The 20,733-nt window shown below is 67.5% G+C and carries 20 protein-coding genes; 6 read left to right on the plus strand and 14 right to left on the minus strand.

Features of this window, described 5'->3' with window-relative positions; all coding sequences use genetic code 11:
• The 9 genes from FB478_RS12905 to FB478_RS12945 all read right to left on the minus strand — a co-directional run bounded on the left by FB478_RS12905 (nucleotide 1) and on the right by FB478_RS12945 (nucleotide 8,356).
• Nucleotides 1-1,068, minus strand: a complete 1,068-nt coding sequence (locus FB478_RS12905) for a UDP-N-acetylmuramate dehydrogenase (protein ID WP_144600775.1) — start codon at nucleotides 1,066-1,068, stop codon at nucleotides 1-3.
• Between the two features lie 22 nt (nucleotides 1,069-1,090).
• Nucleotides 1,091-2,356: a sugar MFS transporter gene (locus tag FB478_RS12910; RefSeq protein WP_144600777.1), complete on the minus strand. Its 1,266-nt coding sequence runs from the start codon at nucleotides 2,354-2,356 to the stop codon at nucleotides 1,091-1,093.
• Between the two features lie 49 nt (nucleotides 2,357-2,405).
• Nucleotides 2,406-2,843 (minus strand): MaoC family dehydratase, encoded by a 438-nt coding sequence (locus FB478_RS12915; RefSeq protein WP_144600779.1) that lies wholly within the window; start codon nucleotides 2,841-2,843, stop codon nucleotides 2,406-2,408.
• A gap of 2 nt (nucleotides 2,844-2,845) precedes the next feature.
• Nucleotides 2,846-3,307, minus strand: a complete 462-nt coding sequence (locus FB478_RS12920) for a MaoC family dehydratase N-terminal domain-containing protein (RefSeq protein ID WP_018769085.1) — start codon at nucleotides 3,305-3,307, stop codon at nucleotides 2,846-2,848.
• Nucleotides 3,308-3,373: 66 nt separating this feature from the next.
• A complete protein-coding gene (locus tag FB478_RS12925; RefSeq protein ID WP_018769084.1) occupies nucleotides 3,374-3,598 on the minus strand; it encodes a DUF3188 domain-containing protein in 225 nt (74 codons plus the stop codon).
• Nucleotides 3,599-3,633: 35 nt separating this feature from the next.
• Entirely contained in the window at nucleotides 3,634-4,611 is a 978-nt protein-coding gene (locus FB478_RS12930) for a DUF2797 domain-containing protein (RefSeq protein ID WP_144600781.1), read from the minus strand.
• Between the two features lie 27 nt (nucleotides 4,612-4,638).
• Entirely contained in the window at nucleotides 4,639-5,502 is an 864-nt protein-coding gene (locus FB478_RS12935; RefSeq protein ID WP_134163680.1) for a CoA ester lyase, read from the minus strand.
• Nucleotides 5,503-5,670: 168 nt separating this feature from the next.
• Complete coding sequence (locus FB478_RS12940; protein ID WP_144600783.1) at nucleotides 5,671-6,612, minus strand: aldo/keto reductase family oxidoreductase; 942 nt, start codon at nucleotides 6,610-6,612, stop codon at nucleotides 5,671-5,673.
• Between the two features lie 31 nt (nucleotides 6,613-6,643).
• Nucleotides 6,644-8,356, minus strand: a complete 1,713-nt coding sequence (locus FB478_RS12945) for a glycoside hydrolase family 13 protein (RefSeq protein ID WP_144600785.1) — start codon at nucleotides 8,354-8,356, stop codon at nucleotides 6,644-6,646.
• 96 nt (nucleotides 8,357-8,452) lie between these two features.
• On the opposite strand from FB478_RS12945, the gene FB478_RS12950 reads away from it, so the two are divergent.
• Nucleotides 8,453-9,670, plus strand: a complete 1,218-nt coding sequence (locus FB478_RS12950) for an ROK family transcriptional regulator (RefSeq protein WP_144600787.1) — start codon at nucleotides 8,453-8,455, stop codon at nucleotides 9,668-9,670.
• 31 nt (nucleotides 9,671-9,701) lie between these two features.
• On the opposite strand, the gene FB478_RS12955 is transcribed toward FB478_RS12950, so the two are convergent.
• Nucleotides 9,702-10,358 carry an SDR family oxidoreductase gene (locus tag FB478_RS12955; RefSeq protein ID WP_018769078.1) on the minus strand — a complete coding sequence of 219 codons (657 nt, stop codon included), beginning with the start codon at nucleotides 10,356-10,358 and terminating at the stop codon, nucleotides 9,702-9,704.
• 105 nt (nucleotides 10,359-10,463) lie between these two features.
• Between FB478_RS12955 and FB478_RS12960 the strand changes: the two genes are divergently transcribed.
• Genes FB478_RS12960 through FB478_RS12980 form a run of 5 tightly spaced genes read left to right on the plus strand, consistent with a single transcriptional unit; the run spans nucleotide 10,464 to nucleotide 18,539 of the window.
• The gene (locus FB478_RS12960) at nucleotides 10,464-14,171 is read left to right on the plus strand and encodes a nitrate reductase subunit alpha (RefSeq protein ID WP_144600788.1); all 3,708 of its coding nucleotides are present in this window, start codon (nucleotides 10,464-10,466) and stop codon (nucleotides 14,169-14,171) included.
• A complete protein-coding gene (narH, locus tag FB478_RS12965; RefSeq protein WP_144600790.1) occupies nucleotides 14,171-15,865 on the plus strand; it encodes a nitrate reductase subunit beta in 1,695 nt (564 codons plus the stop codon). Before FB478_RS12960 ends, narH begins: the two co-directional genes overlap by 1 nt.
• Complete coding sequence (narJ, locus tag FB478_RS12970) at nucleotides 15,862-16,482, plus strand: nitrate reductase molybdenum cofactor assembly chaperone (RefSeq protein WP_144600791.1); 621 nt, start codon at nucleotides 15,862-15,864, stop codon at nucleotides 16,480-16,482. The genes narH and narJ overlap by 4 nt, the downstream gene beginning before the upstream one ends.
• A gap of 2 nt (nucleotides 16,483-16,484) precedes the next feature.
• Nucleotides 16,485-17,282: a respiratory nitrate reductase subunit gamma gene (gene narI, locus FB478_RS12975; RefSeq protein ID WP_134163673.1), complete on the plus strand. Its 798-nt coding sequence runs from the start codon at nucleotides 16,485-16,487 to the stop codon at nucleotides 17,280-17,282.
• A 45-nt stretch (nucleotides 17,283-17,327) separates the two neighbouring features.
• Complete coding sequence (locus FB478_RS12980; protein WP_134163672.1) at nucleotides 17,328-18,539, plus strand: nitrate/nitrite transporter; 1,212 nt, start codon at nucleotides 17,328-17,330, stop codon at nucleotides 18,537-18,539.
• Here the strand turns inward: FB478_RS12980 and FB478_RS12985 are convergent.
• The 4 genes from FB478_RS12985 to FB478_RS13000 form a co-directional block, all read right to left on the minus strand.
• Nucleotides 18,524-19,078, minus strand: coding sequence for a dihydrofolate reductase family protein (locus FB478_RS12985; RefSeq protein WP_144600793.1), 555 nt, complete (start codon nucleotides 19,076-19,078; stop codon nucleotides 18,524-18,526). The two genes, FB478_RS12980 and FB478_RS12985, sit on opposite strands and share 16 nt — an antisense overlap.
• 138 nt (nucleotides 19,079-19,216) lie before the next feature.
• Nucleotides 19,217-20,005: a membrane protein insertase YidC gene (gene yidC, locus FB478_RS12990; RefSeq protein ID WP_018769071.1), complete on the minus strand. Its 789-nt coding sequence runs from the start codon at nucleotides 20,003-20,005 to the stop codon at nucleotides 19,217-19,219.
• Between the two features lie 185 nt (nucleotides 20,006-20,190).
• Entirely contained in the window at nucleotides 20,191-20,382 is a 192-nt protein-coding gene (locus FB478_RS12995) for a hypothetical protein (protein WP_018769070.1), read from the minus strand.
• Nucleotides 20,383-20,405: 23 nt separating this feature from the next.
• Nucleotides 20,406-20,654: a hypothetical protein gene (locus FB478_RS13000; protein ID WP_056393080.1), complete on the minus strand. Its 249-nt coding sequence runs from the start codon at nucleotides 20,652-20,654 to the stop codon at nucleotides 20,406-20,408.
• Between the last annotated feature and the right edge of the window lie 79 nt (nucleotides 20,655-20,733).

The raw sequence follows: 20,733 nt of genomic DNA on the forward strand, positions 1-20,733 counted from the left end.
CTACAGTTCCAGGCCGATGAGCAGCGGCTCCGGGTGCAGCTGGATGCCAAAGCGGCGTTCGACGCCGGCCCGCACCTCCCGCGCCACAGCCACCATGTCGGCGGCGCTGGCTGAGCCGCGGTTGGTGATGGCCAGGGTGTGCTTGGTGGACAGTGAGGCGCGGCCACCGGCCACGCCATCCGGTTCCAGGCCAAAGCCCTTGCCGAACCCAGACTGGTCGATCAACCACGCGGCGGAAAGTTTCACCAGGCCGTCCTGGCCTGCCGGATACCGCGGCGCTGCTTCGGGCAGCGTGTCCGCGACAGCGGCCGGGACGATGGGGTTGGTGAAGAAGGAACCCGTGGAATACGTATCACGGTCGGCGGCGTCCCACACCATGCCCTTGGAGGCACGCAGCCGGAGCACTTCACGGCGGACGTCGTTGGCGTAGGCGCGCTTGCCCACCTCCACCCCGAGGGATCGGGCCAGTTCGGCGTAGCGGATGGGGGCGCTCATCCGTCCCAGCGGCAACTGGAATTCCACAGTGAGCACCACGTACCGGGGCGAGCCGTTGACGGTGGTCTGCTTGAGGATGGAATCCCGGTAGCCGAACTTCAGTTCGGAGTTGGTGAAGGTCTGCACGGCGTTGCGTTCCCGGTCCCAGGTGCGCACGGCGGCAATGGTCTGCGAGACCTCAGAGCCGTACGCCCCCACGTTCTGGACCGGCGTGGCACCCGTTGAGCCGGGGATCCCGGACAATGCCTCAATCCCGGACCACGCGTGGCGGACGGCGTGCTCCACGAGCTTGTCCCAGTTATGGCCGGCCTGGACCACCACTGCCACGCCACCGCACGAGTCCTCGGCGTTGACCGTGAACCCCTCCGAGGCGATCCTGACAACGGTCCCGGGGAACCCGTCGTCGGACACCAGGAGGTTGGACCCGCCGCTGATGATCAGGACCTGCTCGCCGGCCGCGTCCGCGGACCGGACGGCGTCGATGATCTCTGCCTCGGTCCGGGCCTCAATGAACTTGCCGGCGGGGCCGCCGACGGCGGACGTGGTCAGGGAGGAAAGCAGGGTGGGAGTCACCCATCAACAATACTAGGGAAACCTAGGCGGGCTTCCGGGCCACCGGGGACAGCACGAAGCTCACGGCCAGCATCACCACCACGGCAAGGAGCGAGTGCAGGATGCCCACGTGTTCGGCCAGCAGGCCCAGCAGCGGCGGCCCGCACAGGAACGCCCCGTAGCCGATGGTGGACACCACCGATACCCGGGCCGCTGCCTTCGCCGGATCGTCGGCTGCTGCGGACATGCCCACCGGGAAGCCCAGGGACGCACCCAGGCCCCACGCGGCGAGGCCAACATAGGCGAGCCACGGCGCCGGAGCGAACACGAAGACGGCCAGGCCCAGGACAGCCATCGCAGCGCACCAGCGCATGACGGGTACCCGCCCAAACCGGTCCAGCAGCGGCGTCCCGGCGAACCGGCCGATGGTCATGAACGTGACAAACAGGCCGTATCCGGCGGCGCCGGCGGCATCGCTCTGGCCGTGGCCGTCCGCCAGGGCCAGGGCCACCCAGTCCCCCGCGGCGCCTTCGGCAAGGGCGAGGCCGAGCACCAGGACGCCCAGCAGCAGCGTCCGGCGGTCCCGCCGCGCCTGCGCGATCTTGCGCTTGTTGTCCAGCGGCGCCTCCGCCGTGCTCCCGGCGCGGATCAGGGGGATGGGGCCCGTGATGGGGTCTTCGAAGTTGTCCGGGGAGTAGGTGCGCTCCCCCGCCACCGGGGTGACGTCGGCGGGGAACCAGGACGCCGCCGTCGCCACCGACACGGCCCCCGCCGCCGCAAGGTGCCAGAACACTGGCAGGGACACTGCCGCCGCAGCGGCACCAAGACCCGCACCCGCCACCGTGCCAAGGCTGAAGGCACCGTGGAGCCGGGGCATGATGTGCCGGCCCACTGCCCGTTCCACGGCTGCGCCTTCCACATTGGACGCGGTGTTCCAGCTCCCCGTCCCCAGGCCGATGATGGCCAGGCCCATGGCCGTTGCCACCGGGCTTGCCAGCACGGTTGTGCCAAAACCGGCGGTCAGCAGCCCGGCCCCCACCATGATGCTGCCGGTGCGGATGGTCCGTTTGGACCCCAACCGCAGGACGATCAGCCCGGACGCCGAGACAGAGGCGAACGAGCCCAGCGTCATGCACAGCAGGATCACGCCGATGTTGCCCGGGCTCAGGTCCAGCGCGTCCCGGATGGCGGGCAGCCGGGACACCCAGGAGGCGAACGCCAGGCCGCTGGCGCCATAGGCCACCACGACGGCGTTGCGCCAGTGGGCAACCTGGGCGGCGGTAGCCCCGGTTTTGGGAGCGGAGGTCAACGGGTGCTGCTCATCATCACCAAGCGCGCATCAGGAGAGCCTGCGCTCATCAGGACAGCTGGACGAGGGCCTGGGCCTTCATCAGGACCTTCTGCCCTGCGGAGACAACGGTGAGGTCAACGCGGGCGGTGCGTGCGTCGGCGTCGAGCTTTCCGATGGTGCCGCTGACTTCGATAGTGGCGCCGGACTGGTCCGTTCCGGTGGTGTCCGCGACCAGGACCGGCTTGGTGAAGCGGGTCTGGAAATCGACGACGGCGGCGGGGTCGCCTGCCCAGTCGGTCACCAGCTGGACGGCTGAGCCCATGGTGAACATGCCGTGTGCGATGACGCCCGGCAGCTCCACGCTGGTGGCAAAGGCCTCGTTCCAGTGGATGGGGTTGAAGTCGCCGGAGGCACCGGCGTACTTGACCAGGTCCGTGCGGGTGACCTCGATGGTGCGGCTCCCGATTTCCTGGCCGGCGCTGAGTTCATTGAAGCTGGGGCTCATGGTTACTGTCCCTCTCCGCGGACCAGGATGGATGACGTGGTGGTGGTGACCGGTTCCCGTGAACCGCCGGAACCGAGGGCGAAGATCTCCGAGCGGGTGGTGATCATGGCACCGCCGCCCATGGCCCGGACGCCGTCGACATGCAGTTCCGCGACGAGGCGGTCCCCGGCAATGATGGGCCGGTGGTGGGTGAAGCGCTGGTCCGCGTGGACCACGCGGGAGAAGTCGATGCCGGATTCCGGATCCTCGATGAGCTGGGCGTCGGCCCGCTGGGCGATGATGATCGCGAAGGTGGGCGGCGCCACCAGGTCCGTGTGGCCCAGCGCCTCGGCGGCGTCGACGTCGAAATGCGCGGGGTGGGTGGCCTTCACGGCGCGGGCGAACTCGCGGATTTTCTCGCGGCCAACGTCGTACACCTCTGCGGCAGGGTAGCTTCGGCCCTGCAGATCCGGATTGATAGTCATGGATTCCAGCCTATCGCCCGCGTGTTGGCGGGCAGAAAAGGCCCGCCGCAACCGTTACGGCGGGCGCTACCGGCGCAGGTTCTTCCGGATGGCCTGGCCGCGGACCACGATGCCCACGACGTGCAGGACAAGGCCCAGTCCGATCAGCGGCAGGGAGGCCCAGGCCAGCGTTTGGTTGCCGCCGGTGTTGCCGATGATGTTCAGGATGATGCCGACGGCGATCAGTCCCATCGCGCTGAAGACCAGGACTTTGTAACGGGTTGGCGCGGTGGCCCAGAATTCGTTCAGCACCGTGCAAGTCTACCCGCCGGGCCTGCCGGATCCCGCTAGAACAGGGATTCCTGCACCGCCGGGACCTCCGAGGCGTAGCCGCCCAGGATGATGGTCCGGGCGGCCAGTTGGGAGAGGTTGACCACGAACGCGGCGTCCGTTCCATCCAGCCGGGCCAGAGCATTTGCCCCGCTCAGGGCAGTGACCGTGAAGCCGTGCTGCCCCTGGTCCAGCGCGTGCGGGTAGGCATGGCGTTGGGCGGGCCCGTAGAGGGCTTCAGCGTGCGCCGGCCTCGCCCACTGCTCCTCCACAGTTACAAAACCGTCGACGGCGGTGCGTGCCAGCAGTGTGCGCACCTCGCCGGCCGCGCGGGCGTTGGCGGCCTGCAGGTCCCGTTCCGGGAGAGGCTGCAGGAGGGCGTCCGCTTTGGCTGCGGACCGCACCTGCTGCGTCAGGCCCACCTCGGCTGTCACCAGGTCCTCCAGGATCCGCACCACCCGGCCGTCCCGGGCCCGGGCAACATAAGCGGCCGCAGCGGCCCCCTGCTCCGCGAGTCTGTTCCACTTCCGCGGGCCGGAGGCCGTTCCCACCTTGGTGGCACCGGCCGCGAACGTGGCAACGTACAGCCAGTGTTCCTGCATCAGGTAGTCACGGAGGCCCGGAGTGACCCTGCCGCCCCGGTGGAAGTCGTGCATGAGCCGGGACTCGTCCAGCACAAAGCACCGCTCGCACTGCTTTCCCCGCAGGGCCGGGGCAGCGGAGGCGCAGAGGACGTGGCTCCGCGAGGTTGCCGACTGGACCCGGATGTGGCCCAGGCAGGACCTGCCCGGTTCCACCACCTCTAGGCCGAGGCGCCGGCCGGGGCTAAGGCTGAGCTGACGGAAGTCCCCCTCCGGTGACTGGAGGCGCAAAACCGCGCCGCCGCCGTCGTCCGCGGCCCTGGAACCCTCCGGCGCCTTGGAACCCTCCGGCGCCTTGGAACCCGGCAGCGCATCCCAAAAGACCCCGTGGACCAGATAGCGGGTATCGGTCACGGGGTCTCCTGAAGTGGCGGGTGGGTGTTACAGCGCGGGCTGCACCCCGAAGGCTACGGCGAGCTTCATGATCTTCTCGGCGCGGCCAAGGCGGGGCAGGTCGGAGCCGTCACGGATGACGCGGCCGTTGGCTTCGAAGTCGTTCATGAAGTCGGTGGCCCACGCGACGTCCGACGGCGTGGGGCTGATGACCTCGTTGATCACCGGCGTCTGGTCAATGGCCAGGCAAAGCTTGCCGGTCATGCCCATCATCACGGTGATGCCGGTCTGCTCACGCAGGATGGGGTGGTTGGTGCCCACGGTGGGGCCGTCGATGGGGCCGGGCAGGTTGCCGACGCGGCTGGCGACCACCAGTTTGGCCCGCGGGTAGGCCATGGCCTCCGGGGTGGCGGCCATGCCGGTGTCGCGGCGGAAGTCGCCGGAACCGAAGGCCAGGCGGAACGCACCCTGGGCCTTGGCGATATGGTTGGCTTCCTCGATGCCCAGGGCGGATTCCACCAACGGGATCACGGGGGTCTTGCCGTCCATGCGGTGGAAGCTCTCGGTGACCTGGTCCGCGGATTCGGTCTTGGCGAGCATGACGCCCAGCAGGCCCGGGGTGCCGCGCAGCCCGGCAAGGTCATCAGCCCAGAACGGGCTGGTGGCGTCATTGATCCTCACCCAGGCCTTGCCGCCGCCGGTCAGCCAGTCGATCACGTTGGCGCGGGCCTGGTCTTTCTGGGACGGGTCCACCGCATCTTCAATATCCAGGATGATCGAATCGGCGCGGGAAACGGCCGACTGGTCGAACAGCTCCGGCTTCATGGCATTGACCAGCAGCCAGGAACGGGCGATCTCAGCGGGGATATTGCGTTCCGGCCTAACAGTTTCGGCGGCGATGGTAGACGTCATGCTTTCTACAGTATCCGCCCCGCAAGCGGCAAGGCGAAGAAATCGGCCAGCTTGTGAGGATCAATACGAACTAAACGGGATATGACTGTGTCTCCGGTTAAATGCGGGCAGCAGAAAGGGCCGTTGTGACCTGCACAACGGCCCCTGCTGCTGCCCGGCCGGGAAGGATCAGGGGATGTTGCTCCCGCGAGCCGTGACCCAGAGTTTGTACCAGTCGGCGCGGGTGAGGGCCTGCGCCACCCGGGCTGCGTCGCCGCAGGCCCGGATGCGGTCCGGGTTGACCGTCCCGATGACCGGCGCGATTCCGGCCGGGTGCTTCATCAGCCAGCCCAGCAGGACACCCTCGCCGGAGGTGCCGTACTCCTCCGCAAGCCCCGCCACGAGTTCCGCCGTTGCCGCATCGGCTGAGGTGGGACTGTCCGGTTCGGCGCCGGTGTAGACGCCGCGGGCCAGGGCGCCGTACGCCTGCAGGGTGACGTTGTTCCGGGTGCAATACTCAAGCGTCCCGTGCGGGAAGCTGTAGTCCAGGTGCTCCGGGTGGTTGACCAGGACCTGGCTTTCCAGCCATGCCCGCTTGAGCAGGCTCATTTCCAGCTGGTTGGCAACCACCGGGGTCTCCAGCCGGTCCCGCAGCGCCTCGATCTGCGCTGCGGACATGTTGGACACGCCCAGTTGCCGGACCTTGCCTTCGTCCATGAGCTGCCCGACGGCGGAGGCCACCTCCGCGGGGTCCGCCAGGGGGTCCGGGCGGTGCAGCAGGAGGATGTCCACGTAGTCCGTCCGGAGCCGTTCCAGGCTGCCGTTGACCCGTTCCAGGATGGCGTCCCGGCTCAGGTCGTAGTGGGTCTGAAGGCCGCGTTCGTTCAGCCGGATGCCGCATTTGGTCTGCAGCCGGATCCGTTCCCGCAGACCCGGAGTGGCGGCCATGACCTCACCGAACACCGCCTCGGACTTGCCGCTGCGGTAGATGTCCGCGTGGTCGAACAGGGTGATCCCGGCGTCCAGGGCGGCCTGGACGGCAGCGGCGGCCTGGTCCACATGGTGGCTGCCATGTGGTTCGTCAGTCCAGCTGCCGCCCAGTCCCATGCATCCGTAGATGACCTCCTGCATCAGGCCCGCCCACGCCGGCGGTTCACGCCCATCAGCGCAACCACGCGGTGGTGTTGGCCGGCAGCTTGCCGTCCTCCAGCGGGCCGCTGCTGACCAGCACCTTGCCGGCCGGAAGGTCGACGGCGGTGTTCCCGAAGTTGGTCACGGACTGCCACCCGTTGGGGCGCTTGAAGTGCAGGACGTCCCGGTTGCCGGTGGCAACCCATTCGAGGTCCTCGTCCGTCTGCAGTTCACGGCGGAGCTTCAGGGCCTCGCGGTAGAGCTCCAGGGTGGAACCTTCGGTGCCGTCCTGGGCCTCCACGGCGTACTTGCTGAACCAATCCGGCTGCGGCAGGTGGGAGCCGCCGTCGCCGAAGCCGAAGGAGGTGCCTTCCACCTTCCAGGGCAGCGGCACGCGGCAGCCGTCGCGGCCAATCTCCACGCCCTTGTTGCGGTAGAAGGACGGGTCCTGCCGTTCCGATTCGGGAATCTCGGCCACTTCCTGCAGGCCCAGTTCCTCGCCCTGGTACAGGTACGCGGAGCCGGGAACGGCGAGCATCAGGAGGGTGGCGGCCCGCGCACGGCGCTCGCCCAGTTCAACGTCCAGCTGGTCCTTGGGGCCGCCGGACAGCAGCCAGTCCTTGCCGTCCTGGCCCTTGGCGCCGGCCTTTTCCTTGGCCACCTGCGGCAGCCCGTAGCGGGTGGCGTGCCGTACCACGTCGTGGTTGGAGAACACCCACGTGGAGGAGGCGCCGGTGGCGGCAGCCTCGGCCAGGTTGCGGGTGATGATCTCCTTGAACTCGGCGGCGTCGAAGTCGGCCTGCAGCAGGTCGAAGTTGAACGCCTGGCCCAGGCCCTGGGGGCTGGCATAGCGGGCACGCCTGGTGGCGTGCACCCAGGCTTCGGCGACGGCGGTGCGCGGCGGGTTGTACTCGTTGAACACCGCGCGCCATTCGGCGTAGATCTCGTGCACTTCGTCGCGGTCCCAGAACGGGTGCGTCCCGTCGTCGAATCCGTCCACTCCGGTGTTGGCGGCGCTCAGTTCCAGCTTGGAGAGCAGCGGCTCGGTGAGGTCCTTGGTGAGGGCGTGGGCAACGTCGACGCGGAAACCGTCCACGCCGCGGTCGGACCAGAACCGCAGCGTCTTCAGGAAGTCATCCCGGATTTCGCGGTTGGACCAGTTCAGGTCCGGCTGCTCCTTGGCGAAGATGTGCATGTACCACTGGCCCGGGGTGCCGTCCGGTTCGGTGATGCGCTCCCAGGCGGGGCCGCCGAACACAGAGTCCCAGTCCGACGGCGGGAACTCGCCGTTGGGGCCCTTGCCGTCACGGAAGATGTAGCGGTCGCGGGCCGGCGAACCCTTCGGCGAGGCCAGCGCTTCCTGGAACCACTTGTGCCGGTTGGAGGAGTGGTTGGGGACGATGTCGGCAATGAGTTTGATGCCGGCTTCGTGGAGGGCCTTGGCCATCTCGTCGAAGTCGTCCAGGGTGCCCAGCTTGGGATCCACGTCGCGGTAGTCGTCAACGTCGTAGCCGCCGTCGGCGAGCGCGGAGGGGTAGAACGGGCTCAGCCAGACGGCGTCGATGCCCAGCGACTTCAGGTACGGGACCTTGGCGGTGATGCCCTTCAGGTCACCGATGCCGTCGCCGTTGGAATCGGCAAAGCTGCGCGGGTAGATCTGGTATACGGAGGCCTGGCGCCACCAGTTGGGGTCGGCCGGACGGTCGGAGTCGGACAGGGTTGCCAGCGTGGCAGTGGTGGACAAGGGGTGGTCCTTTTCTTTGCAGCAGGTACATTTATATTGAATCTAAATTTACTTCCCCAAGTATTATCTGGTGCTTTGCTCAGGAAGGTCAACAGCATGCCTGAACTGGTTCCGGCGACTCCCCAGTTGCTGCGGCGGGTCAGTGCCGGCGCGGTCCTCGAATTCCTCCGCGCCTCGGCCGCGGTGACCGTCACGGACGTCATGGCCGCCACGGGCCTGACCCGCGCCACCACCATCGCCGTCTGCGAGGACCTGGTCCGGCGCGGCTGGGTCCTGGAGCGGGAAAACCAGCGCGAATTCGGCGGGTACCACAAGGGCCGCCCCGCCCGCCGGTTCGAACTCAACGAGCGCGCAGGCGTGGTCCTGGGCATGGACATCGGCTATTCAAAGGTCATCGTGGTGGTTTCCGACCTCCGGGGCAAGACATTGGGACGGTCCAGCCGGCCTTTCCAGGCGGGAGACGTCGGTTCCCGGGAACGCATAGCCTTCATCGACGGCGTAGCCCAGGCGGCCCTGCGGTCCGCAGGAACGGAGCCCGGCCGGGTACTGGCCGTCTGCGCCGGAGTTGCCGCACCCGTGGACCGGCACGGGGAGGTGGTGGCCACGCAGAAGTTCTGGGGGCTGTTCGACCTGGGACTGGGGGCGGCCCTCAAGGAAACCCGGGGCTGGACGGTGCTGCTGGAAAACGACGCCAACCTTGCGGCCCTGGGCGAACGCTGGCAGGGGGCGGCCGCGGGAATTGACGACGTGGTGGTGATCCTGGCCAGCGAACGGCTGGGTTCGGGCATCGTGGAGGGCGGCCGGCTGGTCCACGGAACGCGGGGCAGCGCCGGGGAGCTGGCGTACCTGGACCTGGTGGAAGGCGTGGGCGACACCTACGGCATCGCCCACCTGGCGCGGACCTGGGCCGCCGAAGCCCTGGCCACCCCGGTCCCCACCGCCCTCCGCTCCGTCCCCCACGGGCGGTTGGAAGCTGAGCAGGTCTTTGCGGCGGCGGAACAGGGCGACGCCGTGGCTCTTGGCATCATGGACCGGCTGGCGGACAGGATGGCACGGGTGGTGGGAACCGTAGCCACCCTGCTCAATCCGGAGCTGGTGGTGATCGGCGGCGGGGTGGCCGATTCCGCGGGCGTACTCCTTGCACCCATCAGCGAGCGCCTGAAAGACTTCACCGCCACCCCCGCGCGGGTGGCGGTCTCCCCGCTGGGCGACTCAATCGTCACGGTGGGTGCCGTGCGCTGCGCCCTGGACTACGTGGAGCAGAATTCCCTGGACCTGGACCTGGAGCTGGCCGCGCCGGTCGCCCCGGCATAACCGAGGCCACGCGCCCCTTGCCCGCCGGGGTCTACGCGCCCGGTTCCAGGGCCGCTGCCACCGGCAGCGTGCCGTCGCGGAACTCGATGGTCCGGCCTGCGGTCTGGGGCAGGTCCAGCACCGCCGCGGCCACGATCGCCGTGTTGGCACGTGACGTGTCACGGTCCCCATCCGGCGACGGGTCCACGTCGATCAGCCCGGTCCCCGGCTTGTCGGTCAGTGCCCCGGGCCCCAGGATGGTCCACGCCAGCCCGCTGCCGCGCAGGTACTCGTCAGCGGCCGCCTTGGCTTCGGCGTAGGCGAAGAAACTGTTGTCTTCCGGCACTCCGTGGTCCTTGCCCGCACCGAAGTAGGACACCATCACGTACCGGTCCACCCCTGCCTGGGCCGCCGCATCCATGGAGCGGATGGCAGCGTCCCTGTCCACCGCGTAGGTGCGGCCGGGGTTGCCGCCGCCAGCCCCGGCGGACCAGACCACGGCGTCATGCCCGGCCAAGGCATCGGCGATGGCCGCCGTCGTGGCATTTTCCACGTCCAGGACCGACGGCGTGGCGCCAGTGGCGGCGACGTCGTCCGCATGGTCCGGATTGCGGATGAACGAGGTGACGGAGTGGCCCTCGCCGGTGAGGAGCTGGGACAGGAGGAGGGCCACTTTCCCGTGGCCGCCGATGATGGCGATGCGTGTCATGCACCCATTCTGCCCGCCCCGGGAGGGATTCGGAGCAGCCATGGTCCACGGAACAGGGCCTTTGTGCCCTGTTCCGCGTTTCCGGCTCCCGCCTAGCTTGGGGGCATGGCTGCCGGACCCCGTGCGGGGTTAGATGGACCCGCATCAGAAGCAATGTTGAAGCTGGGCCGTTTCTTTACCCGGTGGGACCAGACCGACGACGGCAGGGCCGTCTTCCGGGAGGGGGGCCGCAAGGGCGACATCTTCTACCGCGACCGGTGGAGCCACGACAAGGTGGTCCGCTCCACCCACGGGGTGAACTGCACCGGTTCCTGCTCCTGGAAGGTGTACGTCAAGGACGGCATCATCACCTGGGAATCCCAGCAGACCGACTACCCGTCGGTGGGCCCTGACAGTCCCGAATACGAACCGAGAGGCTGCCCGCGCGGGGCAGCCTTTTCGTGGTACACCTACTCCCCCACCCGGGTCCGCTTTCCCTACGCACGCGGTGTACTGGTGGAGATGTACCGGGAAGCGAAAGCACGCCTGGGCGACCCGGTCCTGGCCTTCGCCGAGATAGCGGCCGACCCGGACAAGCGCCGGCGCTACCAGCAGGCCCGCGGCAAGGGCGGCCTGGTCCGGGTCTCCTGGCAGGAAGCGATCGAGATTGCCGCCGCCGCCCACGTGAACACCATCAAGACCTACGGCCCGGACCGCTGCGCCGGCTTCTCCCCCATCCCGGCCATGTCAATGGTTTCGCACGCCGTCGGTACGCGTTTCATCCAGCTGATCGGCGGGGTGATGACGTCCTTCTACGACTGGTACGCTGACCTGCCTGTCGCCAGCCCGCAGGTGTTCGGGGACCAGACCGACGTTCCCGAGTCCGGTGACTGGTGGGACGCGCGCTACCTCATGATGTGGGGATCGAACGTCCCGGTCACCCGAACTCCGGACGCGCACTGGATGGCCGAGGTGCGGTACCGCGGCACCAAGGTGGTCACGGTCAGCCCGGACTATGCGGACAACACCAAGTTCGCGGACGAATGGCTTCCCGCCCAGGCGGGAACGGACGCTGCCCTGGCGATGGCGATGGGGCACGTCATGCTGAAGGAATTCTTCGTGGACCGGGACGTGCCGTTCTTCACCGACTACGTGAAGCAGTACACGGACCTTCCGTTCCTGGTCCGGCTGGTGAGGAACGACGACGGCGCGCTGACGCCGTCAAAATTCCTCACTGCGCGTGACATCCCGGCGGAGTCCGGGGCAGAGGACGCTGCGTTCCGCACCGTCCTGTTCGACAAGAAGGCCGGCCGTCCGGCCGTCCCCAACGGGTCCCTGGGCTTCCGCTACTCCGGCAGCGGCGAGGGCAAGTGGAACCTGGACCTCGAGGGGATGGAACCGGCGCTGTCGCTGCGGGAGGTCTCGGGAGAAAGCGCCGAGGTCCTGCTCCCGTGCTTCGAGCAGGCGGACGGCACCGGCAGCGTGCTCCGCCGCGGCGTGCCCGTCATCGAGGTGGAAGGCCAGCTGGCCACCACGGTGTTCGACCTCATGCTCGCGCAGTACGGAGTGGGCCGCGACGGGCTGCCCGGGGATTGGGCCGCCAGCTATGACGACGCCGCCACGCCCTACACCCCGGCATGGCAGGAGGAGATCACCTCCGTACCCGCCCAGGCCTGCATCCGGGTGGCCCGCGAGTTCGCCCGCAACGCCGAGCAGTCCAGGGGCCGGTCCATGATCATCATGGGCGCCGGCATCTGCCAGTGGTTCCACGGCGACACCACGTACCGGGCCATCCTGGCGCTGGTGATGCTGACCGGCTGCATGGGACGGAACGGGGGCGGCTGGGCGCACTACGTGGGGCAGGAAAAGACCCGCCCCATCACCGGCTGGGTGTCGCTGGCCAATGCCCTGGACTGGTCCAGGCCGCCGCGCACCATGATCGGCACCGGGTACTGGTACATGCACACGGACCAGTGGCGCCAGGACGGGTACTCGGCCGACGCCCTCAAATCACCGCTGTCCACCGGCGCCCTGGACGGCCTGCACACCGCGGACGCCATCGCCCAGGCCGCGCGGCTTGGATGGATGCCGTTTTACCCGCAGTTCGACCGCAACCCCCTGGACCTCGCCGACGAGGCGGAGGCCGCCGTCGCCGCCGGAACCGCCAAGGACACCCCCAGCTATATCGCGGACGCACTCAAGAACCGGACACTGAACCCGGCCATCGAGGACGTGGACGCCCCGGAGAACTGGCCGCGCACGCTGGTCCTGTGGCGCTCCAACCTGTTCGGTTCCTCCGCCAAGGGCAATGAGTACTTCCTGCGGAACCTGCTGGGCACCCACAACAACGTCCTGGGCACGGATGCCGAGGGACTTAAACCCAAGGATGTGAAGTGGCACGAAAAGGCGCCGGAAGGAAAGCTGGACTTCCTGGTCTCCGCGGACTTCCGGATGACCTCCACCACGCTGCTCTCCGACGTCGTGTTCCCGGCCGCCACGTGGTACGAGAAGCACGACCTGTCCTCCACGGACATGCACCCGTTTGTGCACGCCTTCACCCCAGCAATCGACCCGCCGTGGGAAACCAAAACGGACTTCGAGATGTTCCACCTGCTGGCCCGGGAGTTCTCCCGGATGGCCAAGACCCATCTGGGCGTCCGCCGGGACCTGGTCAGCGTGCCGCTGCAGCACGACACCCCGGGCCAGCTGGCCCAGCCCGGGGGGATCGTGCGGGACTGGCGTGACACGGACATTCCCGCCGTACCGGGCCAGAACATGCCCGCCTTTTCGGTGGTGGAGCGGGACTACACGGCCATCGCGGACAAGCTCGCCGCCGTCGGGCCCCTGGCCGACAAGCTCGGTTTCACCGTCAAGAACGTCACGTACAAACTCGCCGGCCCGTTGGAGCGGCTCAGCCGTTCCAACGGCGTGATGCTCGGCGGCGCAGCGGACGGGCGGCCGGCGATCGACACCGACGCGAAAATGGCCGAGGCCATCCTGGCCTTCTCCGGCACCACCAACGGTGCGCTGTCCGTGCAGGGCTTCAAAGACCTCGAAGTCCGCACCGGAAGGAAGCTGGCGGACCTGTCCGAGGGCTCCGAGGAAAAGTTCATCACCTTCGCCCAGACCCAGGCCGGACCGGTCCCCGTGATCACGTCGCCGGAATGGTCAGGCTCCGAAACGGGCGGCCGGCGCTACGCCCCGTTCACCATCAACATCGAACGGCTCAAGCCCTTCCATACCCTGACGGGGCGGATGCATTTCTTCCTGGACCACGACTGGATCACGGACATCGGCGAGGGGCTGCCCATCTACCGGCCGCCGCTGGACATGCACCGGCTCTTCGGCGAACCCAAACTGGGCCGGAACGGGGAGCTGGAAGTGGTGGTCCGGTACCTGACGCCGCATTCCAAGTGGTCCATCCACTCCGAATACCAGGACAACCTGCTGATGCTCTCGCTCTCCCGCGGCGGCCCCACGGTCTGGATGAGCCCCGCCGACGCCGAGGCGATCCAGGTCAAGGACAACGACTGGGTGGAGTGCCTGAACATCAACGGGGTCCTGGTGGCCCGGGCGATCGTCAGCCACCGGATGCCGGCCGGCGTGGTCTACGTCCACCACGCACAGGAACGCACCATCGACGTGCCGAAGTCCGAAGCCACGGGACGGCGCGGCGGCATCCACAACTCGGTGACCCGGCTGCTGGTCAAGCCTTCGCACCTGATCGGCGGCTACGCCCAGCTGGCCTACGCGTTCAACTACCTCGGCCCCACCGGGAACCAGCGCGACATGGTTGCCACCGTCCGCCGTCGTTCCCAGGAGGTGCAGTACTGATGCGTGTCATGGCTCAAATGGGCATGGTCATGAACCTGGACAAATGCATCGGCTGCCACACCTGTTCCGTGACCTGCAAGCAGGCCTGGACCAACCGTGCGGGCACCGAGTACGTCTGGTTCAACAACGTGGAAACCCGGCCCGGGCAGGGGTATCCGCGCCGCTACGAGGACCAGGAGAGGTGGCACGGCGGCTGGGTGCTGAACAAGCGCGGCAAGCTGGTGCTGAAAGCCGGGGGCCGGGTGAAGAAGCTCCTGGGGATCTTCGCCAGCCCCGTCCAGCCCGAGCTCAAGGACTACTACGAGCCGTGGACCTACGACTACAAGACCCTCGTGGACGCGCCGCTGGGCGACGACTTCCCGGTGGCCCGGCCCAAGTCCCTGATCACCGGCAAAGACACGAAAATCACGTGGTCCGCGAACTGGGACGACGACCTGGGCGGCTCCACCGAAAACGGCCACCTGGACCCGATCGTGGAGAAGGTGCGGCGCGAGTCCGAGGACAAGATCAAGTTCGCCTACGAGCAGACGTTCATGTTCTACCTGCCGCGGATCTGCGAGCACTGCCTGAACCCGTCCTGCATGGCGTCCTGCCCCTCCGGCGCGATCTACAAGCGGGTGGAGGACGGGATTGTGCTGGTGGACCAGGACAAGTGCCGTGGCTGGCGGCAGTGCGTCACCGGCTGCCCGTACAAGAAGATCTACTTCAACCACAAGACGGGCAAGGCCGAGAAGTGCACCTTCTGCTATCCAAGGGTGGAGGTGGGGCTGCCGACGGTCTGTTCGGAGACCTGCGTGGGCCGGCTGCGGTACCTGGGGTTGTTCCTGTACGACGCCGACGCCGTCACCGCGGCGGCCGCGGTCACCGACCCCAAGGAACTCTACGACGCCCAGATGGACGTGCTGCTGGACCCGAACGACCCCGCCGTCCAGGCCGAGGCCCGCGCCCAGGGGATCCCCGAGGACTGGATCGACGCCGCGCGGCGCTCGCCGGTCTACGCCCTGGCCAAGGTCTACAAAGTGGCACTCCCGCTGCACCCCGAGTACCGCACCATGCCGATGGTCTGGTACGTGCCGCCGCTCTCACCCGTTGTGGACCTGCTGCGGGACCAGGGGCACGACGGCGAGGACCACGGCAATCTCTTTGGCGCCATTGATGCGCTGCGCATCCCGGTGGAGTATCTCGCGGAACTGTTCACCGCAGGCGATGCGGACCGGGTCACGGCCGTACTGAAGAAGCTGGCCGCCATGCGTTCCTACATGCGCGGCATCAGCCTCGGCAACGACCCGGACGACTCGATCTCCGAGGCCGTGGGCATGGACGGCCAGACCATGTACGAGATGTACCGGCTGATGGCCATTGCCAAATACGACGAACGGTACGTCATTCCCAAGGCGCACGTGGAGCAGGCCCACGACCTGGAGGAGATGGGCTGCTCGCTGGATTTCGACGGCGGCCCTGGCATGCAGGATTCGGCACCCTTCGGGGAGGCGAGCGGCAGGCCCGTCCCGGTGGCCGTGGACACCTTCCACGCCCTGCGCGACCGGCAGACAAGTGACGAGGTCTCCGCGGGGACGGGCCTGAAGGGCAGGGTGAACCTGCTGAACTGGGACGGCCGCGGGGCGCCGCCCGGCCTGTTCCCGGACAAGGGGCACGAAGCGGATACCCTCGACGCTGCGGAGGACCAGCCGTGAACCGCCACGACCAGGTGGTGTACCTGGCAGCGGCCTGGTGCCTGTCCTATCCCGATGAGGACCTGGTGCAGCGGGTTCCCCTGGTCCGGGCAGCGTTTTCCGAGTTTCCCGGGGCTTTGCCGGCATTTGCGCCGGTACTGGACCTTCTCGAGGCCACCCCGCCCATGGAACTGCAGGCCCAATATGTCCGCGAGTTCGATCTCGGCCGGCGGCACGCGCTGCATTTGAGCTACTGGACCGATGGCGACACCCGGCGCCGCGGTGAGGTGCTGGGCTTCTTCAAGGAGGCCTACCGGCACAGCGGCGCCCTGGTGGACCTGGACGGGGAACTTCCCGACTACCTGCCCATGGTGCTGGAATTCGCTGCCCGGGTGGATTCCGCGGCCGGACGCACCCTGCTGAAGCGTTACCGGGCCAGCTTGGAGATGCTTCGGCTGGGGCTGCTTCGGGACAACCTGCCGCATGCCACGATCCTGGCGGCCATCTGCGCCACCTTGCCCGGGAAGTCACCCCAGGACGAGCAGGAAGTGATGCGCATGGCCGGATACGGTCCACCCTCCGAAAGCGTGGGACTGGATCCCTACGACCCGCGGCTTTTGCCGGTCAGGAGGGCCTGACCATGCCCGCACTCAAGGCGTCCACCGTGGCGGAGCCGGGACCCGCCGTCGTCCTCAACGCCTGGGATACCGTCCTGTGGGGCGTCCTGCCCTATGTCATGGTGGTGGTGCTGGTGGGCGGGCTGGTGTGGCGCTACCGGTACGACCAGTTCGGCTGGACCACCCGGTCCTCCCAGCTTTACGAATCCCGGCTCCTGAGGATCGCCTCCCCGCTTTTCCACTTCGGGCTGCTTGCGGTCATCGCCGGGCACTTCTTCGGCCTGGTGATCCCGATCGCCTGGACGGCGGCGGCGGGCATGAGCCAGGACTTCTACCACTTCAACGCCCTGCTGGTGGGCGGCATCGCCGGGGTGGGAACGCTGGGCGGGATCGCGCTGCTGATCTACCGGCGGCGCACCACCGGCCCGGTCTTCATGGCGACCACCAGGAACGACAAGACCATGTACGTGGTGCTGACCGCGGCCATCGTCTTTGGCCTGTGGACCACCCTGGCCAGTGTGTTCGAGGGAGAACACGGGCACAACTACCGGGAAACGGTGGCGCCGTGGTTCCGGTCGCTGTTCATCTTCCAGCCGGACATCGCGGCGATGGCCGCTGCGCCGTTCACCTTCCACCTGCACACCTTGGTGGGCATGGCGCTGTTCGTCATCTGGCCGTTCACGCGCCTGGTGCACGCCTTCACGGCACCCCTGCACTATCTTTTCCGCCCGTACATCGTCTACCGCTCGCGGGACAGGGAAACGAAGGGCCGGGGCTGGTCCGCCGTTGGCACGCCGGACAGGGACACCCGCAACCGCTGACCGGCGGTGCGTTTGGATCATGGTGAGGAGCAGGAAGTGGCCGGAATGACCACAGCGCCGGGCACCTGGAGGGCGCTGAACCTTGCGCTGGCGACGGCGGCATCCGTGGCAGGTTTCTGGGCATGGAACTCCGTGGCCACGCTGGGCGCCTTCTACGTCCAGAACCTGTCCCTGACGCCGGCCAGCACCGGGATCCTGGTGGCCATGCCGGTGTTCGTCGGTTCGCTGGGACGGATCGTGGTGGGCACGCTCACGGACAAGTACGGCGGCAGGGCCATGTTCACCTTCGTGCTCCTGGCCGCCATCCCTCCCCTCCTCCTGGTGTCGGTCGGCGGCCTCCTGAGTTCCTTCGCGCTGGTACTGGGGGCCGGGCTGCTGCTCGGCGTGGCAGGGACCGTTTTCGCCGTCGGGATCCCGTTCGTCAGCGCCTGGTACCAACCAGCCCGCCGCGGGTTCGCCACCGGTGTCTTCGGCGCCGGGATGGGCGGCACGGCGCTGGCGGCATTTCTGAATCCCCGGCTTGTGGCCGGGATCGGATACTTTCAGACGCACCTGCTGATCGCCGGCGTCCTGGCCGTGATGGCGGCGCTGGTGTGGTTCGCCATGAAGGAATCCCCGGATTGGGCGCCCAGCCACCTGCCGGTGCTGCCCAAACTCCTCGACGCTGCCAGGACGGCAGTCACCTGGAAGATGTGCTTCCTCTACGCCGTGGTCTTCGGCGGTTTCGTTTCCTTCGCCACCTACCTGCCCACCTATCTGCGGGACGTGTACAGTTTCGATCCCTCCGGCGCCGGCGCCCGGACCGCCGGGTTTGCCCTGGCCGCTGTCCTGGCCCGTCCGGTGGGCGGGGTCCTGGCTGACAAGCTGGGCCCGAAACCGGTAGTCCTCACCGCCCTTGCCGCCGTCGCGGTCCTGGGCTGGGTGGTGAACATGCGGCCCGACGGCGAAGTCCCCGCCGGTGCCACATTCGTTGCCATGGCGGCGGCGCTGGGTCTGGGAACGGGCGGCGTGTTTGCGTGGGTCGGCGTCCTGTCACCGGCGGGGAAGGTGGGCAGCATCAGCGGCATCGTGAGCGCCGCTGGCGGATTGGGCGGATACTTCCCCCCTCTGGTCATGGGCGCCACCTATGACGCAGCGACCCGCAGCTATTCGATCGGGCTGCTCCTGCTGGTGGGCACCGCGCTGGTGGCCCTGTTGTTCACCCTCTTCGCGGTCCAGCGCAGGACGGGTGCGCCGGCGGTTCAGAGGACTCCGTAGCGCAGGTACACCACGCCGTTTCCGAACGGGCGTTCCTCCAGCAGTTCCAGCCGGGCCTCCAGTCCGTCCGGCAGGAAGCGCAGGCCGCCGCCCACGGCAACCGGGGTGATGAAGAACTGGCATTCGTCCACCAGGCCGGCGTTGAGGGCGTGTGCCGCCAGCGTGGGGCCGCCGATGCTGATGTTCCTGTCCGTGCCGGCCTTCATGTCCCGCACCGTCTCCGGGCGGAACTGCCGCTCCGGCCTGGTGCGGGGCGTGGCAGCGATGGCCAGCGTCGTCGAGTACACCACCTTGTCCGCCCCCTGCCAGATCCGGGCATAGTCCTGGATCACCGAAGGATCCCCGGACGTGCCCATGGTTTCCCAGACAGACATCACCTGGTACATCCGCCGCCCCAGGAGGTAGGTGCCCACATCCCGCTCCAGGTCGTTGATGAAACCGTGGACCTCCGCATCCGGCGCGGACCAGTTGAAGTTGCCGTCCTTGTCTGCCGTGTAGCCGTCGAGGGACATGATTGCGGAGTAGATCAGCTTCGCCATGGCCCCATTCTGCCGCCGGATATCAGGCCCGCATAGGCCTTCGGCGCTGCTTGCGGCATTCCTGGGCTTGTTCGCACATCCGTGCCTTCTACGCGGGTCATTGCGAACAAGGCTAGGACCGCAGCATCCGGCAAAGCCTTACTGCTGCCGCGACACCATGAACTGCTGGCCCAGCGTCCAGAGGTTGGAAACCGTCCAGTAGACCAGGACTCCGATGGGGAAGAAGATCCCGCCCACGCCGAAGACCACGGGCAGGACGTACAGCAGGACTTGCTGCTGGCGCATCAGGAGACTGTCGCTGTCTTGGCCGTCCATGGTCCGTGAGGCCACAAGTTTCTGCGTCAGGAATTGGCTGGCGATCATCACCAGGATCATGACGACGGCGAGCACAGCCACGGCGGCCGGGTCGCCTGCGCCGTGCTGCAGGGAGGAGGACAGTGGTGCCCCGAAGATGCTGGAGGAATCGAACTGGACCACCTGGTCGTGTCCCATCACGCCCATGCCTTCGCCCTGCCGCGAGGCGTTGGAAATTCCGGACAGCACCTGGAAAAGCGCCAGGAAGAACGGTGCCTGGATCAACAGCGGCAGGCACGCAGAGAACGGGTTGGTGCCGTGCTTTTTGTAGAGGGCCATCTGTTCCTGGGCCATGGCCTGCCGGGACGCAGGGTCTGTCCTGCCCTTGTACCTGTCCTGGAGCTCCTTCAGGTCCGGCTGCAGGAGCCGCATCCTGCGCTGGGCCCTCACCTGGGCCAGGAACACCGGGATTAGTGCTGCGCGGATGACCAGGACCAGCCCGATGATGGACAGCGTCCAGGTCCAGCCGCCCGCCGCCGGCATGCCCACGGCGGCCAGCCCGTCGTGGAAAGCCACCATGACGGCGGACACCAGCCACCGGAACGGCTGCATCACCGCCGTGAAAAAGTCCACCGATCCCCCGTCCGCCAATTGCTGCCAAGCTACTGCGGATCCGGGAAACAGGAAAGCCCCCGGAACCTTGCGGATTCCGGGGGCTTGGCCGCCGCAGACAGGTATTGGTGTGGGGAAGGCCAAGGGGGCAGACAGGACGTTCAGCGGCCCCTCGGCCCCATGTGTGGGACATGCAGGATGAATCTTCAGTCTGTTTGGACGAAAAGGAAGAGGAAGAGGAAGGCAGCACCCATGGCTAAGCCGATCCACATGCTGATCAGGCGTGTCTTCTTGTACTGCCTGGTTTTGCCCCGCTGGTCTGCCATGAGCCACTGATCGTACAGCACCAGCGAGGCCACGATAATCGCGGCAGAAATCGATAAGTAGGTGAACGACATGGCTCAATCTCGACCTGCGGGGCCTACAGAGCGTCACGCCCTTCAGTTTCTGATTTCACCCGATAGTGCCGCGCACGGCTCAGGATGATCCCAAGCCTGCTCACGCAGGCGATGACCAGAACCGTGCCTGTTGCCGCGAAAAAAATATCGACCCCGGTCCAGCCTTCCCAATCGAACCGCACCAGGGTTGGAATAAGCAGGCATAAGCCGAGGATGAAGCCCCACCAAGGCAGAATCCAGCCCTCGTGCCCGTCAGATGACGTAGTGCCCATGCTTCCACCTTCCCAATAGGGCGTCCACGGAGCTTCCTGGTGTGGTGAGGCGGGCGGCCGCCGTAAGGAACCACCCGCC

This window comes from Arthrobacter sp. AG367, assembly GCF_007828995.1.
Lineage (GTDB): Bacteria > Actinomycetota > Actinomycetes > Actinomycetales > Micrococcaceae > Arthrobacter.